Source organism: Asanoa ferruginea, assembly GCF_003387075.1.
GTDB classification, from domain to species: Bacteria; Actinomycetota; Actinomycetes; order Mycobacteriales; family Micromonosporaceae; genus Asanoa; species Asanoa ferruginea.
In genome coordinates, this window is the sequence record NZ_QUMQ01000001.1 from 3,928,352 (window position 1) to 3,945,879 (window position 17,528).

General features: G+C 71.3%; 14 protein-coding genes. 5 read left to right on the plus strand and 9 right to left on the minus strand.

Features of this window, described 5'->3' with window-relative positions; translation table 11 throughout:
• Positions 1 to 3: 3 nt before the first annotated feature.
• The gene (locus DFJ67_RS18400; RefSeq protein WP_239097552.1) at positions 4 to 654 is read right to left on the minus strand and encodes a TetR/AcrR family transcriptional regulator; all 651 of its coding nucleotides are present in this window, start codon (positions 652 to 654) and stop codon (positions 4 to 6) included.
• Between the two features lie 55 nt (positions 655 to 709).
• Between DFJ67_RS18400 and DFJ67_RS18405 the strand changes: the two genes are divergently transcribed.
• A complete protein-coding gene (locus tag DFJ67_RS18405) occupies positions 710 to 1,543 on the plus strand; it encodes an alpha/beta fold hydrolase (RefSeq protein ID WP_116069119.1) in 834 nt (277 codons plus the stop codon).
• A 559-nt stretch (positions 1,544 to 2,102) separates the two neighbouring features.
• On the opposite strand, the gene DFJ67_RS18410 is transcribed toward DFJ67_RS18405, so the two are convergent.
• The 7 genes from DFJ67_RS18410 to DFJ67_RS18440 all read right to left on the minus strand — a co-directional run bounded on the left by DFJ67_RS18410 (position 2,103) and on the right by DFJ67_RS18440 (position 11,785).
• Positions 2,103 to 2,999: a MarR family winged helix-turn-helix transcriptional regulator gene (locus tag DFJ67_RS18410; RefSeq protein WP_116069120.1), complete on the minus strand. Its 897-nt coding sequence runs from the start codon at positions 2,997 to 2,999 to the stop codon at positions 2,103 to 2,105.
• A gap of 92 nt (positions 3,000 to 3,091) precedes the next feature.
• Complete coding sequence (gatB, locus tag DFJ67_RS18415) at positions 3,092 to 4,591, minus strand: Asp-tRNA(Asn)/Glu-tRNA(Gln) amidotransferase subunit GatB (RefSeq protein WP_116069121.1); 1,500 nt, start codon at positions 4,589 to 4,591, stop codon at positions 3,092 to 3,094.
• Entirely contained in the window at positions 4,591 to 6,072 is a 1,482-nt protein-coding gene (gene gatA / locus DFJ67_RS18420) for an Asp-tRNA(Asn)/Glu-tRNA(Gln) amidotransferase subunit GatA (protein WP_116069122.1), read from the minus strand. Before gatA ends, gatB begins: the two co-directional genes overlap by 1 nt.
• Positions 6,073 to 6,077: 5 nt before the next feature.
• A complete protein-coding gene (gene gatC, locus DFJ67_RS18425) occupies positions 6,078 to 6,377 on the minus strand; it encodes an Asp-tRNA(Asn)/Glu-tRNA(Gln) amidotransferase subunit GatC (protein WP_116069123.1) in 300 nt (99 codons plus the stop codon).
• Positions 6,378 to 7,601: 1,224 nt separating this feature from the next.
• Positions 7,602 to 10,205 (minus strand): putative bifunctional diguanylate cyclase/phosphodiesterase, encoded by a 2,604-nt coding sequence (locus DFJ67_RS18430; RefSeq protein WP_239097406.1) that lies wholly within the window; start codon positions 10,203 to 10,205, stop codon positions 7,602 to 7,604.
• A 151-nt stretch (positions 10,206 to 10,356) separates the two neighbouring features.
• Positions 10,357 to 10,770, minus strand: coding sequence for a PaaI family thioesterase (locus DFJ67_RS18435; protein WP_116069124.1), 414 nt, complete (start codon positions 10,768 to 10,770; stop codon positions 10,357 to 10,359).
• Between the two features lie 10 nt (positions 10,771 to 10,780).
• Positions 10,781 to 11,785 carry an ArsR/SmtB family transcription factor gene (locus DFJ67_RS18440; RefSeq protein WP_116069125.1) on the minus strand — a complete coding sequence of 335 codons (1,005 nt, stop codon included), beginning with the start codon at positions 11,783 to 11,785 and terminating at the stop codon, positions 10,781 to 10,783.
• Positions 11,786 to 11,843: 58 nt separating this feature from the next.
• On the opposite strand from DFJ67_RS18440, the gene DFJ67_RS18445 reads away from it, so the two are divergent.
• From DFJ67_RS18445 to DFJ67_RS18455, 3 genes are all read left to right on the plus strand, one after another.
• Positions 11,844 to 13,076 (plus strand): MFS transporter, encoded by a 1,233-nt coding sequence (locus DFJ67_RS18445; protein ID WP_203783961.1) that lies wholly within the window; start codon positions 11,844 to 11,846, stop codon positions 13,074 to 13,076.
• A gap of 282 nt (positions 13,077 to 13,358) precedes the next feature.
• Entirely contained in the window at positions 13,359 to 14,933 is a 1,575-nt protein-coding gene (locus DFJ67_RS18450) for a hypothetical protein (protein ID WP_239097405.1), read from the plus strand.
• 16 nt (positions 14,934 to 14,949) lie between these two features.
• Positions 14,950 to 15,870, plus strand: coding sequence for a 2-hydroxyacid dehydrogenase (locus DFJ67_RS18455; protein ID WP_116076365.1), 921 nt, complete (start codon positions 14,950 to 14,952; stop codon positions 15,868 to 15,870).
• On the opposite strand, the gene DFJ67_RS18460 is transcribed toward DFJ67_RS18455, so the two are convergent.
• Positions 15,864 to 16,304: a PH domain-containing protein gene (locus DFJ67_RS18460; protein ID WP_116069126.1), complete on the minus strand. Its 441-nt coding sequence runs from the start codon at positions 16,302 to 16,304 to the stop codon at positions 15,864 to 15,866. The genes DFJ67_RS18455 and DFJ67_RS18460 overlap by 7 nt on opposite strands.
• A gap of 812 nt (positions 16,305 to 17,116) precedes the next feature.
• On the opposite strand from DFJ67_RS18460, the gene DFJ67_RS18465 reads away from it, so the two are divergent.
• Entirely contained in the window at positions 17,117 to 17,509 is a 393-nt protein-coding gene (locus DFJ67_RS18465; RefSeq protein ID WP_116069127.1) for a VOC family protein, read from the plus strand.
• Positions 17,510 to 17,528: the final 19 nt, after the last annotated feature.

Consider the following 17,528-nt stretch of genomic DNA (forward strand, 5'->3'; position numbering starts at 1 on the left):
CTTTCAGTTCTTGTTATCGAGCAAGCCGGTCAGGAGTGACCGCAGGGCGCGCTCGAAGAGATCGCTCCGCGGCGGGTTGCCGGGTGTGGCCAGTGCCGTGGTCAGGTGCGGATAGGTCGCCGGGTCGAGGTTCGCGAACGGGTTTCGGGCGTTCGCGGGCGGGTTACGGCTGAAGAGAACGACGGTGCCGGTGACGACGGCGATCGCCTCGAACTTGGCGGCGGTGGGTGCCAGGGTCGGTTCAAGGACACCCAGACAGTGGTCAAACCAGGCCAGTGCGGCCGGTCCCACCGCCGACGGCCGTTGCACGACGTCGGCGAGCCAACGGTGTCGGCGGTGCAGTTCGAGCTGCCCGGCCGCTAGTTGGAGCATCTGGTCGACCCAGCTGCCGGCCGGTTCGGGGTAGGGCTGCAACTCGGCCACGGCATGGTCGGTCATGAGGTCGAGCAGGTCGTCGCGCGACGACAGGTAGCGATAGAGCGAGCCTGCGGTCGTCCCCAGCGCGGTGGCGACGGCGCGCATCGACACCGCGGGGAGCCCCTCAGCATCGGCCAGCGCGATGGCGGCGGCCACGATCTCGTCCCGGCTGTGCCCGGGTGTCGGGCCACGACTGCCGCGTTCGGGACGGGTCCAGATGGGTTGCGCGTCGGTCACTGTGTAACTGTAAACTGCGAACGGCGTTTGCAGTTTGCTGACCCGGGGAGGGGCCATGGAGCGGATCACGGCACGCGACGGCGCGACCATCGTGCTGCACAGCACCGGAGCAGGCCCGGGCATCGTCGTGGTGCACGGCGGCGGTGTCGACATCTCGATCTACCACCGGCTGGCGGCGGCGCTGGCCGACCGGTTCACGGTGCATCTCTACAACCGGCGGGGACGGGCGGACGCACCGCCGCGGACGTCGCCCTACACCTTCGACGAGGACATCGACGACCTGGCCGCGGTGCTCGACCACACGGGTGCCGGCAACGTCATCGGGCACAGTTCGGGTGGTTTCATCGCGCTGACCGCGGCGCTGCGGCTGCCGATCGCCCGGCTGGCCCTCTACGACGCGGCGATCTCGATCGACGGCAGCTTTCCGGCGGCCTGGCTCGGCGCCGCAAGAGCAGCCGCCGCCGCGGGCGACATCGCCAGGGCGATGGCGCTGACCGCCGGCGGCATCAACACCCACCAGGTCACGTCGAGGTGGCCGCTGCCGGTGCAGACGGCCATCTGCCGCCTCTTCCTACGCACCCCGATCGGCCGGATGATGGGCGACCTGCTGCCGATGACCCTGGACGAGTCCGCACTGATCCACGCGGCCGACAGCCCCGCCTCCCGGTGGGCCGCGGTCACCGCTGAGGTGCTGCTCGCGTGCGGTGCTAATGGCCCGCGCTACTACGCGCCCGCCAACGAGGCACTGGCCCGAACCATCCCGCGCGCCCGCACACTGGAGATCCCACGAAGCGGCCACGACGCCATCAACCGCGCCCACCCGCGAATGATCGACCCCTTGGCCACCTTCTTCGGCGCCGAAGTAACCAACCCACGCGTCAGCCCGTAGCGACCGGGCCGCCCTGATCCACCCACTATCGCTGTGGTGGCGGTCGGGCCCGCTGCGCTTAGCGCGCCGGCGTAGCGGACCCACGCGCCAGCCCCTGAGGGGCAAGCGCCCTCGTTCCTACCTGGCGCCGGCGTAGCGGACCCACGCGGCAGCCTCTGAGGGGCAAGCGCCCTCGTTCCACCTGGCGCCGGCGTAGCGGACCCACGCGGCAGCCTCTGAGGGGCAAGCGCCCTCGTTCCACCTGGCGCCGGCGTAGCGGACCCACGCGGCAGCCTCTGAGGGGCAAGCGCCCTCGTTCCACCTGGCGCCGGCGTAGCGGACCCACGCGCCAGCCTCTGAGGGGCAAGCGCCCTCGTTGCACCTGGCGCCGGCGTAGCCGGCCCACGCGGCAGCCCCTGAGGGGCAAGCGCCCTCGTTCCGCCCGGCGTCGCTGCGGCCTGAACGGCCTGGGGGCGCCCGCGCTACCGCGGATCGAGGAAGCGCTGGCCCGCGCGGGCGTCCGGGGCGCTCGCGATCGGTCACTGGCTGACGGTCAGGCGCCGGGGTGCCTGACCGTCGGTCAGCCGCTGACGGCGCGGTGGGCGCGGTCGGTGAGTGTTGCCAGCACGCGGTGGGCGGTCGCCAGATCGTTGGCGTCGAGGCCCGCATAGATCCGCTGCGTCGTCTCCCGGACCGTGGCGTTGAGAGACTCGAAGAGCTGCGAACCCGCAGGGGTCAAGGCAACCGGACCGCCAGCGGTCACTAGTCCCTTTTGGACCAAGCCAGCGCAGAGTTTGCCGGCGCCCGCGGTGTCGAGGTTCAGCTGCGGTTGAGTAGCCAGGTAAGCGGCCAGGTCGTCGAGCGACTCCCACGGGCCGCGGACGGTGATGACCCGGAACGTCACGTATTCGTTGGCTGACACGTCGGATGCGGCCAGCACGTTGGTCAGGAGGGCGCTCAACGCGCCCTGTGCCTCGCCGATGTCCTGTCCGGTCAAGGTAGGCGTCGCGGTCATGGCGGTGCTCCCTTCGGATGCGCCCGGCGTGCCGCCGAGCAGGGTTCTGAGGGTGCTGATCAGCGCCCGGTTGCGTGGACCCGAAGGCCCGCCGATGGGCGCCGTGAGGTCGTGTTGAAGCGCGTGGACGATGCCGACCGCCGCCTCGGTCACCTCGACGCCCTTCGCGGTCAGCGAGAGCTGGCGGGCCCGCGAATCGGTCGGGTGCTCCGACCGGGTCACCAGGCCGGCGTCGGCGAGGCCGCGGATCAACTTCGAGACGTAGATCTGCTCCAGGCCGGCGAAGTCGGCCAACTCCCGCTGCGATGGCGTGCGGCCCTGGCGGGTCAGCCCGTAGAGCGAGCCGATCAGGCTGTATTGCGCGTGTGTCAGACCCAGCGGCGCGACCGCCCGGTCGACCGCCGCCCGCCAGCGCAGCGTGACCTGCCAGAGCAGCCGGCCGGTCGCAGTGTCGTCGTCCACGAGATTTACTGTACAAGTAGATAGTAGCTATGGAAAGTATCTAGGCCGAAGAGAGCGGCTCCCGGCGCGTACCCGGGAACCGCTCTGGATCGTCAGCTTCCGCTGAGGCGCTGCAGGATCAGGTCGCGGACCGATTTGGCGTCGGCCTGGCCCTTGGTGGTCTTCATAACCGCGCCGACCAGCGCGCCGGCCGCCTGAACCTTGCCCTCGCGGACCTTGGCGGCGATGTCGGGGTTGGCGGCGATCGCCTCGTCGACGGCCGCCGTCAGCGCGCCGGTGTCGGAGACGACCGCGAGCCCGCGCGCCTCCATCACCGCCGTCGGCGAGCCCTCGCCGTCGACGACGCCCTCGAGCACCACCCGGGCCAGCTTGTCGTTGAGCTTGCCGCTGTCGACCAGCGTCTGTAGCTCGGCGACCTGCTCGGGCGTGGCGCCGACCGCGGACAGCTCGATGCCGGCCTCGTTGGCGCGCCGGGCAAGCTCGCCCAACCACCACTTGCGGGCCGCCGCGGCGGTGGCACCCGCCGCGACCGTCTGCTCGATCAGCTCGACTGCGCCCGCGTTGACCACCGACTGCATGTCGAGGTCGGACAGGCCCCACGCGTCCTGCAGCCGCTTGCGGTGCACCCGCGGCGGCTCCGGCAGCGCGGCCTTCAGCGTCGCGACCCACTCGGCGTCGGGAGCGAGCGGCACCAGGTCGGGCTCAGGGAAGTAGCGGTAGTCGGTCGCCGTCTCCTTCGAGCGCCCGGGCCGGGTGTCGCCGGTCTCCTCGGAGAAGTGCCGGGTCTCCTGGATGATCCGGCCGCCGGCCTCGAGCACGGACGCCTGCCGGATGATCTCCGACCGGACCGCCCGCTCGACGGACCGTAGCGAGTTGACGTTCTTGGTCTCGGTGCGGGTGCCCCACTCCTCGCCGGGCCGGTTGAGCGACGTGTTGACGTCGCAGCGCAGCGAGCCCTCTTCCATCCGCACGTCGGAGACGCCCAGGCCGCGGAGCACGTCGCGCAGCTCGGTGACGTAGGCGCGGGCCACCTCGGGTGCGAGCGCACCGATGCCGGGCACCGGCTTGGTGACGATCTCGACCAGCGGGATGCCGGCCCGGTTGTAGTCGACCAGCGACTCGGTCGCGCCGTGGATGCGGCCGGTCGCGCCGCCGACGTGCAGCGTCTTGCCGGTGTCTTCCTCCAGGTGGACCCGCTCGATGCCGATCCGCACGGTCTTGCCGTCGACCTCGACGTCGAGGTAGCCGTCGACGCAGAGCGGCTCGTCGTACTGGCTGATCTGGAAGTCTTTCGGCATGTCCGGGTAGAAGTAGTTCTTCCGGGCGAACCGGCACCAGGTGGCGATCGAGCAGTTGAGCGCCAGGCCGATCCGGATCGTCGCCTCGATCGCGGCCTTGTTGGCCACCGGCAGCGAACCGGGCAGGCCCAGGCAGACCGGGCAGACCCGGGTGTTGGGCTCGCCGCCGAAGTCGGTCGGGCAGCCGCAGAACATCTTCGTGTTGGTGCCGAGCTCGACGTGGGTCTCCAGGCCGATCACCGGCTCGAAGCCGGCGACCGCCGCTTCGTAGGTGGGCAGCGTCGTGGTGGTCATCAGCCCTCCAGGGACGGCGGGGTCAGCGTGCCGACAGCGGACTCGAGGGCGGCGGCGACCCGGTACATGCGGTCGTCGGCCATCGTCGGGGCCATGATCTGGAAGCCGACCGGCAGCCCCTCGGAAAGCCCGCAGGGCACCGAGATGCCGGGGCCGCCGTAGAGGTTGGTCGGGATCGTGAAGAGGTCGGCGAGGTACATCTGGTAGGGGTCGGAGGTGCGTGACCCGAACGGGAAGGCGACGAACGGGGTCGTCGGCGCGACCAGCACGTCGACCTGCTCGAACGCGGCGTTGAAGTCCTGCGTGATCAGCGTGCGGACCTTCTGCGCCTGCCCGTAGTAGGCGTCGTAGTAGCCACTGGACAGCGCGTAGGTGCCCAGCATGATCCGGCGCTTGACCTCGGGACCGAAGCCGGCCTCGCGGGTGAGCGACATGACCTCTTCGAGTGAGCGGTTGCCGTCGTCGCCGACCCGCAGGCCGTAGCGGACGCCGTCGAACCGGGCCAGGTTGGACGAGGCCTCGCTCGGCGCGATCAGGTAGTAGGCCGGCAGCGCGTATTCGAAGTGCGGGCAGGACACGTCGACGATCTCGGCGCCCAGCTTGGTCAGCGCGGCGAGCGCGTCGCGGAAGGCGGCCATCACGCCGGGCTCCGCGCCCTCGCCGTCGAACTGGGTGACCAGACCCAGCCGCATGCCGGTCAGGTCGCCGGTCAGGCCGAGCCGGGCGGCCTCGACCACCGGCGGCACCGGCTGCGGGATCGAGGTCGAGTCACGCCAGTCGTGCCCCGCGATCACCTCGTGCAGGAGGGCCGCGTCGAGCACGGTGCGCGCGCACGGACCCGGGGTGTCGAGGCTCGACGAGAACGCGATCAGGCCGTAGCGGGACGTGCCGCCATAGGTCGGCTTCGAGCCGACCGTGCCGGTGACCGCGCCGGGCTGGCGGATCGAGCCGCCGGTGTCGGTGCCGATCGCGAGCGGCGCCTCGAAGGCCGCGATGGCCGCTGCGCTGCCGCCGCCGGACCCGCCAGGGATCCGGCCGAGGTCCCACGGGTTGTTGGTCGCGCCGTAGGCCGAGTATTCGGTCGACGAGCCCATCGCGAACTCGTCCATGTTGGTCTTGCCGAGAATCACCGTGCCGGCGTCGCGCAGCCGCTCGACGACGGTCGCGTCATAGGGCGGCCGCCACCCTTCGAGGATTTTCGAGCCGGCGGTGGTCGGCACGCCCCGAGTGGTGATCACGTCTTTGACGGCGACCGGCACGCCGGCCAGCGGCCCGAGCGACTCGCCACGGGCTCGCTTGGCGTCGACGGCCCGCGCGGCCTCGACCGCGCCATCGGCGTCGACGTGCAGGAACGCGTGCACTTTGCCGTCGACGGCGGCGATCCGGTCGAGATGCGCCCGGGTCACTTCCTCGGCGGAAACCTCGCCACCGGCCACCTTCGCGGCGATCTCGACGGCGGTCATCCTGGTCAGATCGGACACAGCTGTCACGCCTCCTCATCCAGGATGCGCGGCACCCGGAACCGGTCTTCGGCCACGTCGGGCGCCCCCGCGAGGGCCTCTTCCCGGGTCAGGCAACTGATCACGACGTCTTCCCGCAGCACGTTGGTCAACGGCACGGAGTGCGAGGTCGGCGGGATGTCCGCGGCCGTGACCTCGCCCACGCGTGCCACGGCCTGGAGGATCACGTCGAGCTGGCCGGCGAACGTGTCGAGCTCCTGCTCGGTCACGGCGAGCCGCGACAGCCGCGCGAGATGCGCGACCTCGTCGCGGGAAATGGCAGCCATCAGTGCCCCCTTGCGTCGTGTGGGCGATTCGGATTCGGTCACCGGGAAGCGTTGCACGCTCCGCGCGACCCGAGCGAGTCTATTTGTCCAACGGGCGCCGCCCCTTAGCGGCCCCTCCACCGAACCAATCTTTAGCGCGCCCGAAACGAATCAACCCAAAAGCAGATCAACTTCATTCCTGCCCGGGCCCGCCTGGGGGGCGCGCCGTCGCTCCCGCCGGAGCGTCGGCCTTCGTCGTCGGTCGCGGTTTCTTGGGGCCGTCCCACGATCGGTCCCGGCTCGTTTCTCCGGTTTATGGCGCGTTGCTGGGTGCGGTCTTGGTCCGGGGAGGGGGTCATGCGCTTCCGCTAAACGCATATAGGACGCTCAACGCTCCAGCGCATGACCCCTCCCCGGACCTGACCCAGTCGCCGACCGCGACCGCGACCGCGGTCGCCGGGCGTGGGCCACGGTCCAATGGCCGGTCTTCGCGGTGGGACACCTCGGTGGCCGGGCGCGGTGGGCTCGCTCATGGCTGTCTCTGGTCACTGCCGCCGATGCGGATGCCTTGCTTCTTAGTCTCACGAGAATGGGTACCGCGCCGACGGTCGCAGGTTCACCGAATACCGACGGTTTCTGCGCCAGCGCCTGAAGGCCGTCGTTCGCTAACCCGGGTGACTGCGACGGGCCGAGCGACCGCAGTGGCGAGCTCGGAGGAGCTGGCAGCGACTCGGGTCAGCGCTCCGGTCACGGGTCGTCCTGGCGGGCTCGGCGGCAATCGTTGGTCGATCGCGCTTGTCCGCGAGCCGCAGTGGACTGGTGGGGTGTGCAGTCGGTGATCGTGTGCACCTGGTCGACAACGGCGCGGCCGGTCTGCTTGATCGTTTGCATCTCATCGACAATCCCCACGGCGTGTCGTGCAGGTCCGGCACACATGATCATGGTGGCAGCCTCGGATCTTGCAGGTCTGGCGCATGATCAAGACCGTCGACGTTCGGATCCCGTGGCTGCCACCGCGCGCCGCGATTGACCGCAAAACTCCACCCGCGCTCTGAAATCGGCTCCAGCCCGCAGCGCCGGCGCCTGACTCCGGCGGGAGCGGCCGTTGCGCGGCGTTTGTAATCCGGCCTTGCCGTGACCAGCGGCGGAGCTGGCAGTGCCGGGCCCCTGGGCCCGGCGCGGTCTCCGGCGGGAGCGCCGGTCGCGCCCACCGCGGACCCGGGAACTCCGGATTTTGATCTTCCTCTAGTTGGGTTGGGTGAGGCGTTCGGCCAGGAAGGCCTCGAAGCGTTCGGCGGGGGCCGGGTGGGCGAGGGCGAAGCCTTGCCCGAGTTGGCAGCCGGCCGCGCGTGCCTGCTCGATCTGGGCGCCCGACTCCAGGCCCTCCGCGATGATCTCCATGCCGAGCCGGCGGCCCACGCTGACCACGACGTCGATCAGGGGCTTGGCGATGCCGCCGTTCTGGCGGGTGCCCTGCTCGCCGACCAGGGCGCGGTCGACCTTGAGGATGTCGATCGGCAATCGGCGCAGGTGGGCCAGGCTGGCCTGGGCGGCGCCGAAATCGTCGAGTGCGGTGCGTACGCCGAGGGCGCGCAACCCCGCCAGTTGGGTGACCACCGTTGGGGTGTCGGCGCCGACCCGGCCCTCGGCGATCTCGATCACCAGGCGTTCCGGTGCGAGGCGGTTGGTGACCAGCGTCGCCGCGACCTGGCTGACGAAGTCGGGTGCGGCCAGCTCGATCGGCGAGACGTTGACCGACAGCCACAGCCGGGGGTCCCAGGAGGCGAGCTGGCGGCACGACTGCTGGAGTACCCACTGGCCGATCTCGCCGATCACGCCGAGGTCTTCGGCGACCGGGAGCAACTCGCTGGGTAGCACCGTGCCGAGGGCCGGGCTGCGCCAGCGCAGCAGTGCCTCGGCGCCGACCGGTTGGCCGTCGTGCAGGCCCAGCACCGGCTGGTAGACCAGGTCGAGTTCGCCGCGGCTGGCGGCGCCGGGTAGTTCCCGCTCCAGGTCCATCCGGCGGACTAGTTGTTCTTCCAGGTAGGCGTCGTACCACTCGATGCGGTTGCGGCCCAGTTGGCCGGCGCGGCGGCGGGCGAGGTCGGCGCGGCGGAGTACGTCGTCGACGCCGTCGCCGCCGGCCAACTCGGCCAGGCCGACGCTGACGTAGATGTGCACCGTGGCGCCGGGCAGTAGGTAGGGCTCGGTCAGTGCGGTCAGCAGGCGGGTGCCGAGTGCGTAGGCGACGACCGGGCCCTCGACGGTGACCACCGCGAACTCGTCGCCGGCCAGCCGGGCCGCCACGTCGTCGCTGCCGACCGTGGCCCGTAGCCGGCGGCCTACCTCGATCAGCACCGCGTCGCCGACCTCGCGGCCGCGGTTGTCGTTGACGCCGGCCAGGCCGTGCAGGTCGATCACCAGGAGCGCGCCGGTGTGTCCTTCGACCGAGCGTTGGGTGGCGATCGTGCGCATCAGCTCGCGCCGGTTGGCCAGACCGGTCAACTGATCGGTGAAGGCCAGTTTGTGCAGCGTGCGCTCCAAGTGGCGGCGCTCGCCGACGTCGCGGATGTGCACGACGAGCGCGGCCACCTCGGGGATGCCGCGCTGGTCGCTGACCGTGGACTCGGTGTCGCGCCAGGTGCCGTGGCCGTCGCGGAGGCGGGCCGGGACGAGCGCCGGTCGGGCGCCCTCCCCGCCGTCTTTGTCGGCGAGCACCTGGTTGAGCACGGAGAGCACGTCGTCGGCATCTTCGGGGTGCATCAGGTCGGGGAACGGGCGGCCGACGACGTCGGCGTCGGACAGGCCGAACAGCCGCGCGGCCGCCGGTGACTGCCAGGCCACCCGCAGGTCTTCGCCGACGACCATGGTGAGGTCGCCGGCGCCGGACACCAGCGAGCGGAAGTGTGCCTCCTGTGTGGACAATCGTTTGGCGTAACGGCGGACGTCGGAGACGGCGAACACCTCGCGGGCCACGACGGTCGGGATGACCGAGAGGCCGAGCACGATCGAGGTCCGGTCGAACTCGCCGACGGTGATCAGGTGCCAGGCGGCCGCCAGGGTTGCGACGGCGGCGGGGATGGTCAGCAGGGGGTACGCGGACAGGTGCGACTCGGGCTCGCCCACCGGAGCCGGCTCCACGCCGGACTCGGTGCGCGCGGCGCCGGCCAGCACCAGTGCCGGGCTGACCACGACCGGTGCGGCCGCGATCAGCAGCACCCAGGCCGGCGCCTGGTAGGCCAGGATGATCGCGAGTGCGCCGACCCCGCCGATCGCGAGGCCCACGCCGGAGCCGCACAGCCAGGCCGCCCGCCGGTAGCTGACCACCCGCAGCACGATCACCGTGGCGGTGGCCAGCCCGAATGAGCCGATCAGGGCCGCGGCCAGGGCCGACGGGGGCATGCCGCCGTTGGGCGGCAGCAGCCAGACCGCGAACGCGATGCTGATGCCGAGGCTCGCGCCGTCGAAGACGCGGCGCAGCCGGGCGTGCGTGGTGGTCGCGGCGCCGGGCAGCAGCAGCAGGCCGATCACGGAGAGCACGGCGGCGAAGGCCAGGCCCACGGTGGTGATCGGCTCGCGGGCATCGGGCGGCGCGAACGGCAGCAGCACGACCGACAGCCCGGTGGCGAGCACGCCCAGGCCGAGGTAGCCGGCGCCGCGGCACGGCCCGAAAGAGTGAACCCGGGCGTGGATGCGCAGGGCGAGCCGGACCAGCCGGGTGGTGCCGACGGCGGCCGTCAGCGCCGCCGCGGCCGCCATGGCGGGCAGCGCCGGGATCAGCCCCGCGCCCGCGCAGACCAGCGTGACCAGGGCCGCTGTGGGCGGCCCAGCGATAACGACGATCCGCACGAACCGGGGCAGCTGTAGGGGCGTAGATGACACTGCGGTCATCCCCTTGGGTGGAGGGGCCGGGGGAGTCGCGGCGATGAAGATACCTCGCCTCACATCGACAACGAGCGTCCCGCGCGCAAAGTTACGCCGACAGATATCACGGTCTTGGTCAGCCGAGCAGGGCGTAGACCGTGTGGGCCTGCGCCGCCGGCGCGCTGGCGCCGTCGGGAGTGAGCACGATGTCGGCGAAGGCCAGGGTGCGGCCGAGCTTGGTGACTCGGGCCAGCACCCGCACGTCGACGCCGGCGATCGGGCGCTGGAACGTGGTGGAGAGCTGCACCGTGGTCATCGGCACGAAGCCGCCGCGGGCCGCGGAGATCGCGATCACCGTCGCGGTGTCGGCGGCGGCCATCAGCGCCTGGCCGCTCATCGCGCCGCCCTCCCGGGCCAGCCGGTCTGACCAGGGCAGCCGCAGGGTGGCCACGCCGGGCTCGACCTGCTCGACCAGAAGGCCGAGGTCGCGTACCCAGGGCGCGAAGTTGTCGGCCAGCACCCCGTTGGCCTCTTCGACGGTGAACCCCACGACAGCGAGCCTAGGGTTCCGCCGGAGCGGCGGCCAGTGCCGCGCCGAGCGGGGTCAGGCGGTAGAGCACCGAGCGGCCGCTGCGGGCGCGGGTGACCAGGCCGGCGGCGCGCAGCACGGCCAGGTGGTCGCCGACCGCGCCGAGGGTCATGCCGAGCGCACCGACGAGGTGGGTGGTGCTCGCCGGCTCGGCCAGCGCGCGCAGCAGACGGGCTCTGGCCGGGCCGACCAGGCGGTCGAGGCCGTCGGGGGCCGGAGTGTCGGTGGGCGCGGCGATGCCACGGGCCGGGTAGACCAGGGCGTAGCCAGCGTCCGGGTCCGCGCTGATCCAGCCCTTGCCGAAACCGCCAGGTACCAGGACCAGACCGGCGCCGCCGACGACGTACGGTGGCGAGTCCCAGTCGTTGATCTCGATCTCGCCGTCGTCTCGCCAGCGGAATCCGGGGCGCAGGCCGGACAACGCACTGGCCCAGCCATAGGTCGCCAACCGGCCCGCCCGCTGCACGACGTCGCGTTCCAGCAACGCGCGCCGCACCGGCCAATCCGCTGCGAACGCGCGGGACCAGAGCGTTTCGAGCGCGCCGGCGAGGCGGTCGAGGGTGTCCGGTGCGGTGAACGCTTCCGGCGGTGGCCGGCGGGCGCGGCCGAGCCGGCCGGCGTTGTGCGGGCCGGCCAGCGCGGTCAGTTCGAGGTCGCGGTGCACGCGCTCGATCGGGGTTTCCCGGACCCGGGCCAGCTCGGCCGCGAACGTGGTGTCCATTCCGGACGGTGGTGGCACGAGGAAGTCGGGGGTCCAGCGGGCACCGCGCATCGTGGCGAGCAGCGCGGCGAGCGTCGGCTCGGTCGCGGCGACGGCGTCGAACACCGGGCGGTGCCGGGTCACCCAGGGCGCCTGCCAGGCCGCTGGTGGGCCCGGGTTGGCCAGCACCATCAGCGCACCGACCAACTCGACCATCGGCGACAGCGCGAAGCGGGTGTTGGCCAGGTCGGTCGGGTCGACTTTCACAACGGTCATTTTCGTCTCCGGACGAAACTCTATCGCCGCCGCCCGTTGGCGGTCGATGGTGCGGAGCGTGACGACCTACCGCGAGATCTTCGCCAACCGTGAGTTCCGGGCGCTGTTCGCCGGCAACGCCGCCACGGTCGCCGGCAAGACCATCCAGATGCTCGCGCTCTCCGCACTGGTCTACGCGTCGACCGGCTCACCGCTGCTGTCGGCGCTCGCGTTCCTCGGTGGGCTGCTGCCACAGGCATTAGGTGCGATGACCTTGCTGGCGTACGCCGATCGGGTGCGCCCGCGTGGTTTCCTCGCCGGTTGGGACCTCGCCCGGGCCCTCGCGGCGGTGCTGCTCGCCACCGGCGTGCTGCCGGTCTGGGGCATGCTGCTGCTGATCATGTCGTTCGGCGCGGTCGACGCGCTCAGCGGCGGTGTCCGCAGCGCGATCATCGTCGACGTGGTACCCGGGGGCTACGTGCTCGGCCGGGCGACACTCAACGTCTCGGTCGGCGCGATGCAGATCCTCGGGTTCGCGACCGGCGGCACGCTGATCGCCACGCTCGGGCCGCACCGCGCGCTGGCGGTCGCCGCCGTGCTGATCGCGATCTCGGCGGCGGTGACCTTCTTCGGCCTGCGTACCCGGGAACCGCGCGCCACCGGCCGGGCCGGGGTCGCCGCGACCTGGCGGGGCAACCGTGCGCTGTTCGCCGACCCGTCGATCCGGGCCGTGCTGCTCGCCGCCTGGGTACCCAACGGGCTGATCGTCGGTGCCGAGGCGATGTACGTGCCCTACGCCGGCGATCTGGCGGCCGTGTTGTTCGTCGCGGGTGCGGCCGGGATGCTCACCGGGGATCTGATCGTCGGGCGGTTCGTGCCGCCCGTGCTGCTGGACCGGTTCATCACTCCGCTCCAGACGCTGCTCGCCGTGCCCTATCTCCTCTTCTTCCTGCATCCCGGTCCCGTGGTGGGTGCGGTGGCGGTGTTCGTCGCTTCGTTCGGCTACGCGGGGACGCTCGGGTTGCAGCAGCGGCTGGTCGAGATCACCCCGGGCCGGCTGCGGGGACAGGCGCTCGGCCTGGATGGCAGCGGCCGGATGACCTTCCAAGCGGTCGGGGCCAGCGCGACGGGTTCGGTCGCGGAGGCGACCGGCGCGGCTACCGCGATGACGGTGGCGGCGCTGGCCAGCCTCGCGGTGACCGCGCTGCTGCGCCGCCGGCTGCGCGCCGGTCGAGATGGCGCCGGTCTTCGGCCTGACCAGGACGGCCCGGTCGCTGCCCGCGCGGCCGCCATTCCTGCTAGTGACGGCTAGGCGAAAAGCTCGGATCTGCCCGATCCCCGTCCATGATCCAGAGGAAATCTCGGAGATCTAGGTAAAAACTGGTAGCTCCGGCTACCACTTTTTAACTAGATCTCCTGGCAGTGTTGTCGGCTTCGCCGACCAACAAGCGTCAGCCACCGCACCACAAATGGCGAGCTGCCCGCAGCCGGGCGACGGGGCGAGCCGGCCGCGGCCTGGCAGAACGGGTCGATCAAGATCTTTTGCGACACCGGGCAACGACGGCTCCGCCGGCATCGTGAGAGACTGCCCGGCGTGGCGATCCTGACCGGGGCGGAGACCTCCACGCCAGCAGTGTCGCCATCAGCTGGCCGTCGCCGGCCCGGCGCCGCGGCGATCGTCGCTCTCCTGCTCGGGCTGGGTGGTCTCGGCTACCGGCTGGCCGTGCTGCTCGCGGGCGCGCCGCCGACCAACAGCGACGAGGGCACGATGGGCCTGGCCGCGCTGCACATCGCGCAGGGTCGCGGGCTGCCGGTCTATTTCTACGGCCAGAACTACATGGGCACGCTCGAGGCCTATCTGGCCGCGCCGCTGGTCGCTTTCGCGCACGGGTCGGTGCTGGCGCTGCGGCTGCCCAACCTGCTGCTCTACGTCGGCTTCTTGGCCGCGATGTGGGCGCTGACCAGGCGGCTCTACTCGCCGTGGTTCGCCACCCTTGTCGTCGGGATCCTGGCCCTGGGCTCCGACCGGGTCCTGAAAAATCAGGTCATCTCGGGCGGGGGTTATCCGGAGATCAACGTCGCCGGTGCCGCGCTGATGCTGCTCGCGGTCGCCCTGCCGGCGCGACCCCGGACCGTCGGTTACGCCGCCTTCGGGCTGCTCGCCGGACTCATGCTGTGGGTCGACTGGCTGGTACTGCCTTATCTGGCCGCCGCGGCGTGCGTACTCCTGATGAAAAAAGCAGCCCGGCGCGCCTGGATCGCGCTGGCGGGCGGCGCCGTCCTCGGTGCCGCGCCGCTCTTGATCCATGATCTGACCTCGCCGTGGCGACTCAGCGCGGTGCCGACGTTCCTCGGCCTCAACGGCGGCGGCCCCGACGCGTCGTGGGGCGAGCGGCTGCACGGCGGCGTGCTGACCGGCATCCCGCTGGCGACGGGCATGTGCGCGCCGGGGCGCTGCGAGCCGTGGCAACTCTGGTGGGGCCCGGCGTGGCTGGTGCTGCTCGCTGTCGCGGGCTACGGCGCGTGGCGGCTGATCCGCACCGATCGGGCGCTGGCCGCGGGCCGCTTGGCGCTCGTCGTGGCCGCGTTCATCAGCCTCATCGTGTACGCGCGCAGCAACGCCGCCGGCAACACCCCCATCGAGAGCGGCCGTTACCTGCACTGCCTGTTGATCTCGACGCCGGCCGTGCTCTGGCCACTGTGGACCCTGTTGCGGGGCCGGGTATCCCGCTGGTTCGGCGCGGCCGGGCTGGCGGTCGTCTGCGCGGCGGCACTGCTGGCGACCGGCTACGTGGTGCACGAACTGCCGCATATCAAGTCGGTCGACGACCGGCAGGTGGGACTGCTCGCCGAACTCGACCGGCGCGGCGTGACCCTGGTCTACTCCGAATACTGGACTTGCGACTACGTCGCCTACATCTCGGCGGAACGGGTGCGCTGCGCGGTGATCGCCGCCGACCTGACGCCGGGCTTCGACCGCTACCGGCCCTATCGCGATGCCGTCGCGGCGGGGCCGACCCGCACGTTCGCGCTGCCGACCGGGTCCGCGGAGAGCGCGGCGGTGCGCGACTATCTCGACACCCATCAGCTCGCCTACACGGCGTCGGTGGTGTCGGGCTACGACCTCATCCAGCCGGCCACCCGCGTCGATCTCCCACTGCCCGAGTGACGGTAGCGTGAGCGCCGTGAAGGTCTGGATTCCCCACGAGAACGGCCGCGCTTTGCTCGGCGAGGTGCCGGCGACGGTGACGCTGGAGATCGCCGAACGCCCCGACCGCCTCCCGTCCGACCCGGCCGACGTGGTGTTCTGGGTGCCGCCGTTCCTGGCGCAGGCCGACTCGGTGCAGGTGGCCGCCAAGATGCCGGCGCTGCGGGTGGTCCAGTTGCTGAGCGCCGGCGCCGATGCGTGGTTCGGCCATCTGGCGCCCGGCGTCACGCTGCACGACGCCCGCGGGGTGCACGACTCGTCGACCGCGGAGTGGGTGCTCACCGCGATCCTGTCCTACCTGCGCGAGTTCCCGGGCTTCGCGCGCGCCCAGGCCCAACACGACTGGTCCTACTCGCGTTTCGCACCGACCGACGAGCTGGCCGGCAAGCACGTCCTGATCGTCGGCGCCGGTTCGATCGGTGCGGCGATCAAGACCCGGCTGGCCCCGTTCGAGGTCTCGGTCACGTCGGTGGCACGCACGGCCCGCGCTGGCGTACACCCGGTCGCCGACCTCCCGGCCCTGCTGCCCGAGGCCGACGTGGTCGTGGTGATCGTGCCACTGACCGACGAGACCCGCGGCCTGATCTCGGCCGAGTTCCTGGCATCGATGAAAGACGGCGCGCTGCTGGTCAACGCGGCCCGCGGCCCAGTCGCCGACACGGCGGCCCTGGTCGAGGCGGCGTCGTCGGGCCGGATCGGTGCGGCGGTCGACGTGACCGAACCCGAGCCGCTCCCGGCCGACCATCCGCTCTGGGACCTGCCGAACGTGTTGATCACGCCGCACGTGGCCGGGTCGGTGCGGGGCCTGCACCCGCGCGCCTACCAGCTGATCGGCGAGCAACTCCGGCGCTTCGTGGCCGGCGAGCCGCTGGTCAACGAGGTCGTCGGCGGCTACTGATCCTCGGCTGTGTTCTTGTGCCAGACGATGGGGTTGCCGCTGGCCGCGACCAGCCGGCTCACGTCGTCTTGCCGCACGGAGGCCAGGTTGACCGCGTAGCCGTCACGCAGCAGCGCGACCGCCCGACCGCGCTTGTCGGTGGCCAGCTCGCGAATCTCTGACCAGGGGATCCGCTTGCTGGCGAGCAGCCCGCGCACGCGCACCCCGGAGGCGTCGGCGTCGGTGCCAGACCGAAGAACCCAGACAAAAACCGCAATCGGGATAAGCAACAGGGGTACGAACAGCCACCGCACCGGCGAACCGTCGTCAGCCGAGACGGTGTCGGACGGCAAACTCGGCCCGAAAGCGATCGGCAGCACACCGACAAAGGCGATGAACGCGGCAATCAAGATCGACTGATGCGGACGGAAACGTACCCGGTTCATGTCGGCCATCCTCGCACCTTCCCTTCGAGCCCTTTCTGTCGGTGGTCGCGCGCATACTCTCGCCCATGACCGTCCTCCTCGCCAATGGCTCAGGCAAGCCCGTCCACCCGCTGACCGGCGCGAACCGCTCCCACCCACGAAGCGCCCGCGTCACACCCACGCACGATCTTGATCAATGCGCCGCTCCTCGACCATCGCCGCGCGATGACCGCCAGCCTCCCTGCGCGGTGGGCCGCCGCGTCTGGGGGTTGGCCGCGTAGGGGGTCGGCCCCTGCACGGACAAGGCCGCGGTGTCTGGGCGGACAAGGCCGCGGTCCTGTTGGCCACGGAGGATCCGTCCGCCCGGGGGGGCAGCCCCGCAGTCCGGGGGTGGGTCGCGCCGGGTTGGGTCCAGGCCGTTTCGTGTTGATCGTCGTGAGCCGCGCCGGGCCGTGGCGGCTCGTCGCCCACTGAGATGCCGGGTGTGTGCGACGCCGCAATGCGGCGGCTGGCACTGGCGGGGGCCGCGATGATCGGCAAGACGTGGCCCAATGCCATCTGGGGCGCGAAATCTGCTAAGTCGATCTTTCTCTTGACAGATCGGCCACCCCAGATGGGTTGGGTCTGGCGCTGGGTGTCGCCGCCGGGTCATCGCGTCGACTTGAGCCCGGGTCGTCTGCGGGCCTTGGTCGCTCCCCGGACTCCGGTTGCGGGCCCGGCCAGGTCTGGTCGCGCCCAGAGTGCCGTGCCTTCACGCAGTGACCGCATCAGCAGATCGTCGAGACAGAAGGAAGGTTGATTTTTCCTATCTGACCCGTCCGACCAGGGGCGACGATAGGGCAATGGAGTTTGTCACCGAGTTGATTCCCCGCCTCGTCGTCGCCGACGGTGCCGCCGCCGTCGCGTTCTACCAGCGTGCCCTCGGCGCGAGCGAAGGCAAGCGCTACACCGACGACGACGGCCGCATCGTCCACACCGAGCTCACCATCGGCAGTTCGCGGATCCACCTCAAAGACGAAGACGGCGGCGACCGCGCGCCGACCTCGCTGGGCGGCACCCCGGTCATCATGCATCTCGGCGTCACCGACGCCGACCTCGCCGCCAAGGCCCTGGTCGACGCCGGCGCGAGTGTCGTCTTCCCGGTCTCCGACCACGGCTACGGCATGAAGGACGGTCGGTTCGCCGACCCCTACGGCCATCTCTGGATCGTGTCCGAACCGATCGTCGAGAGCTGATCCCGGAACCGCGCGGTCG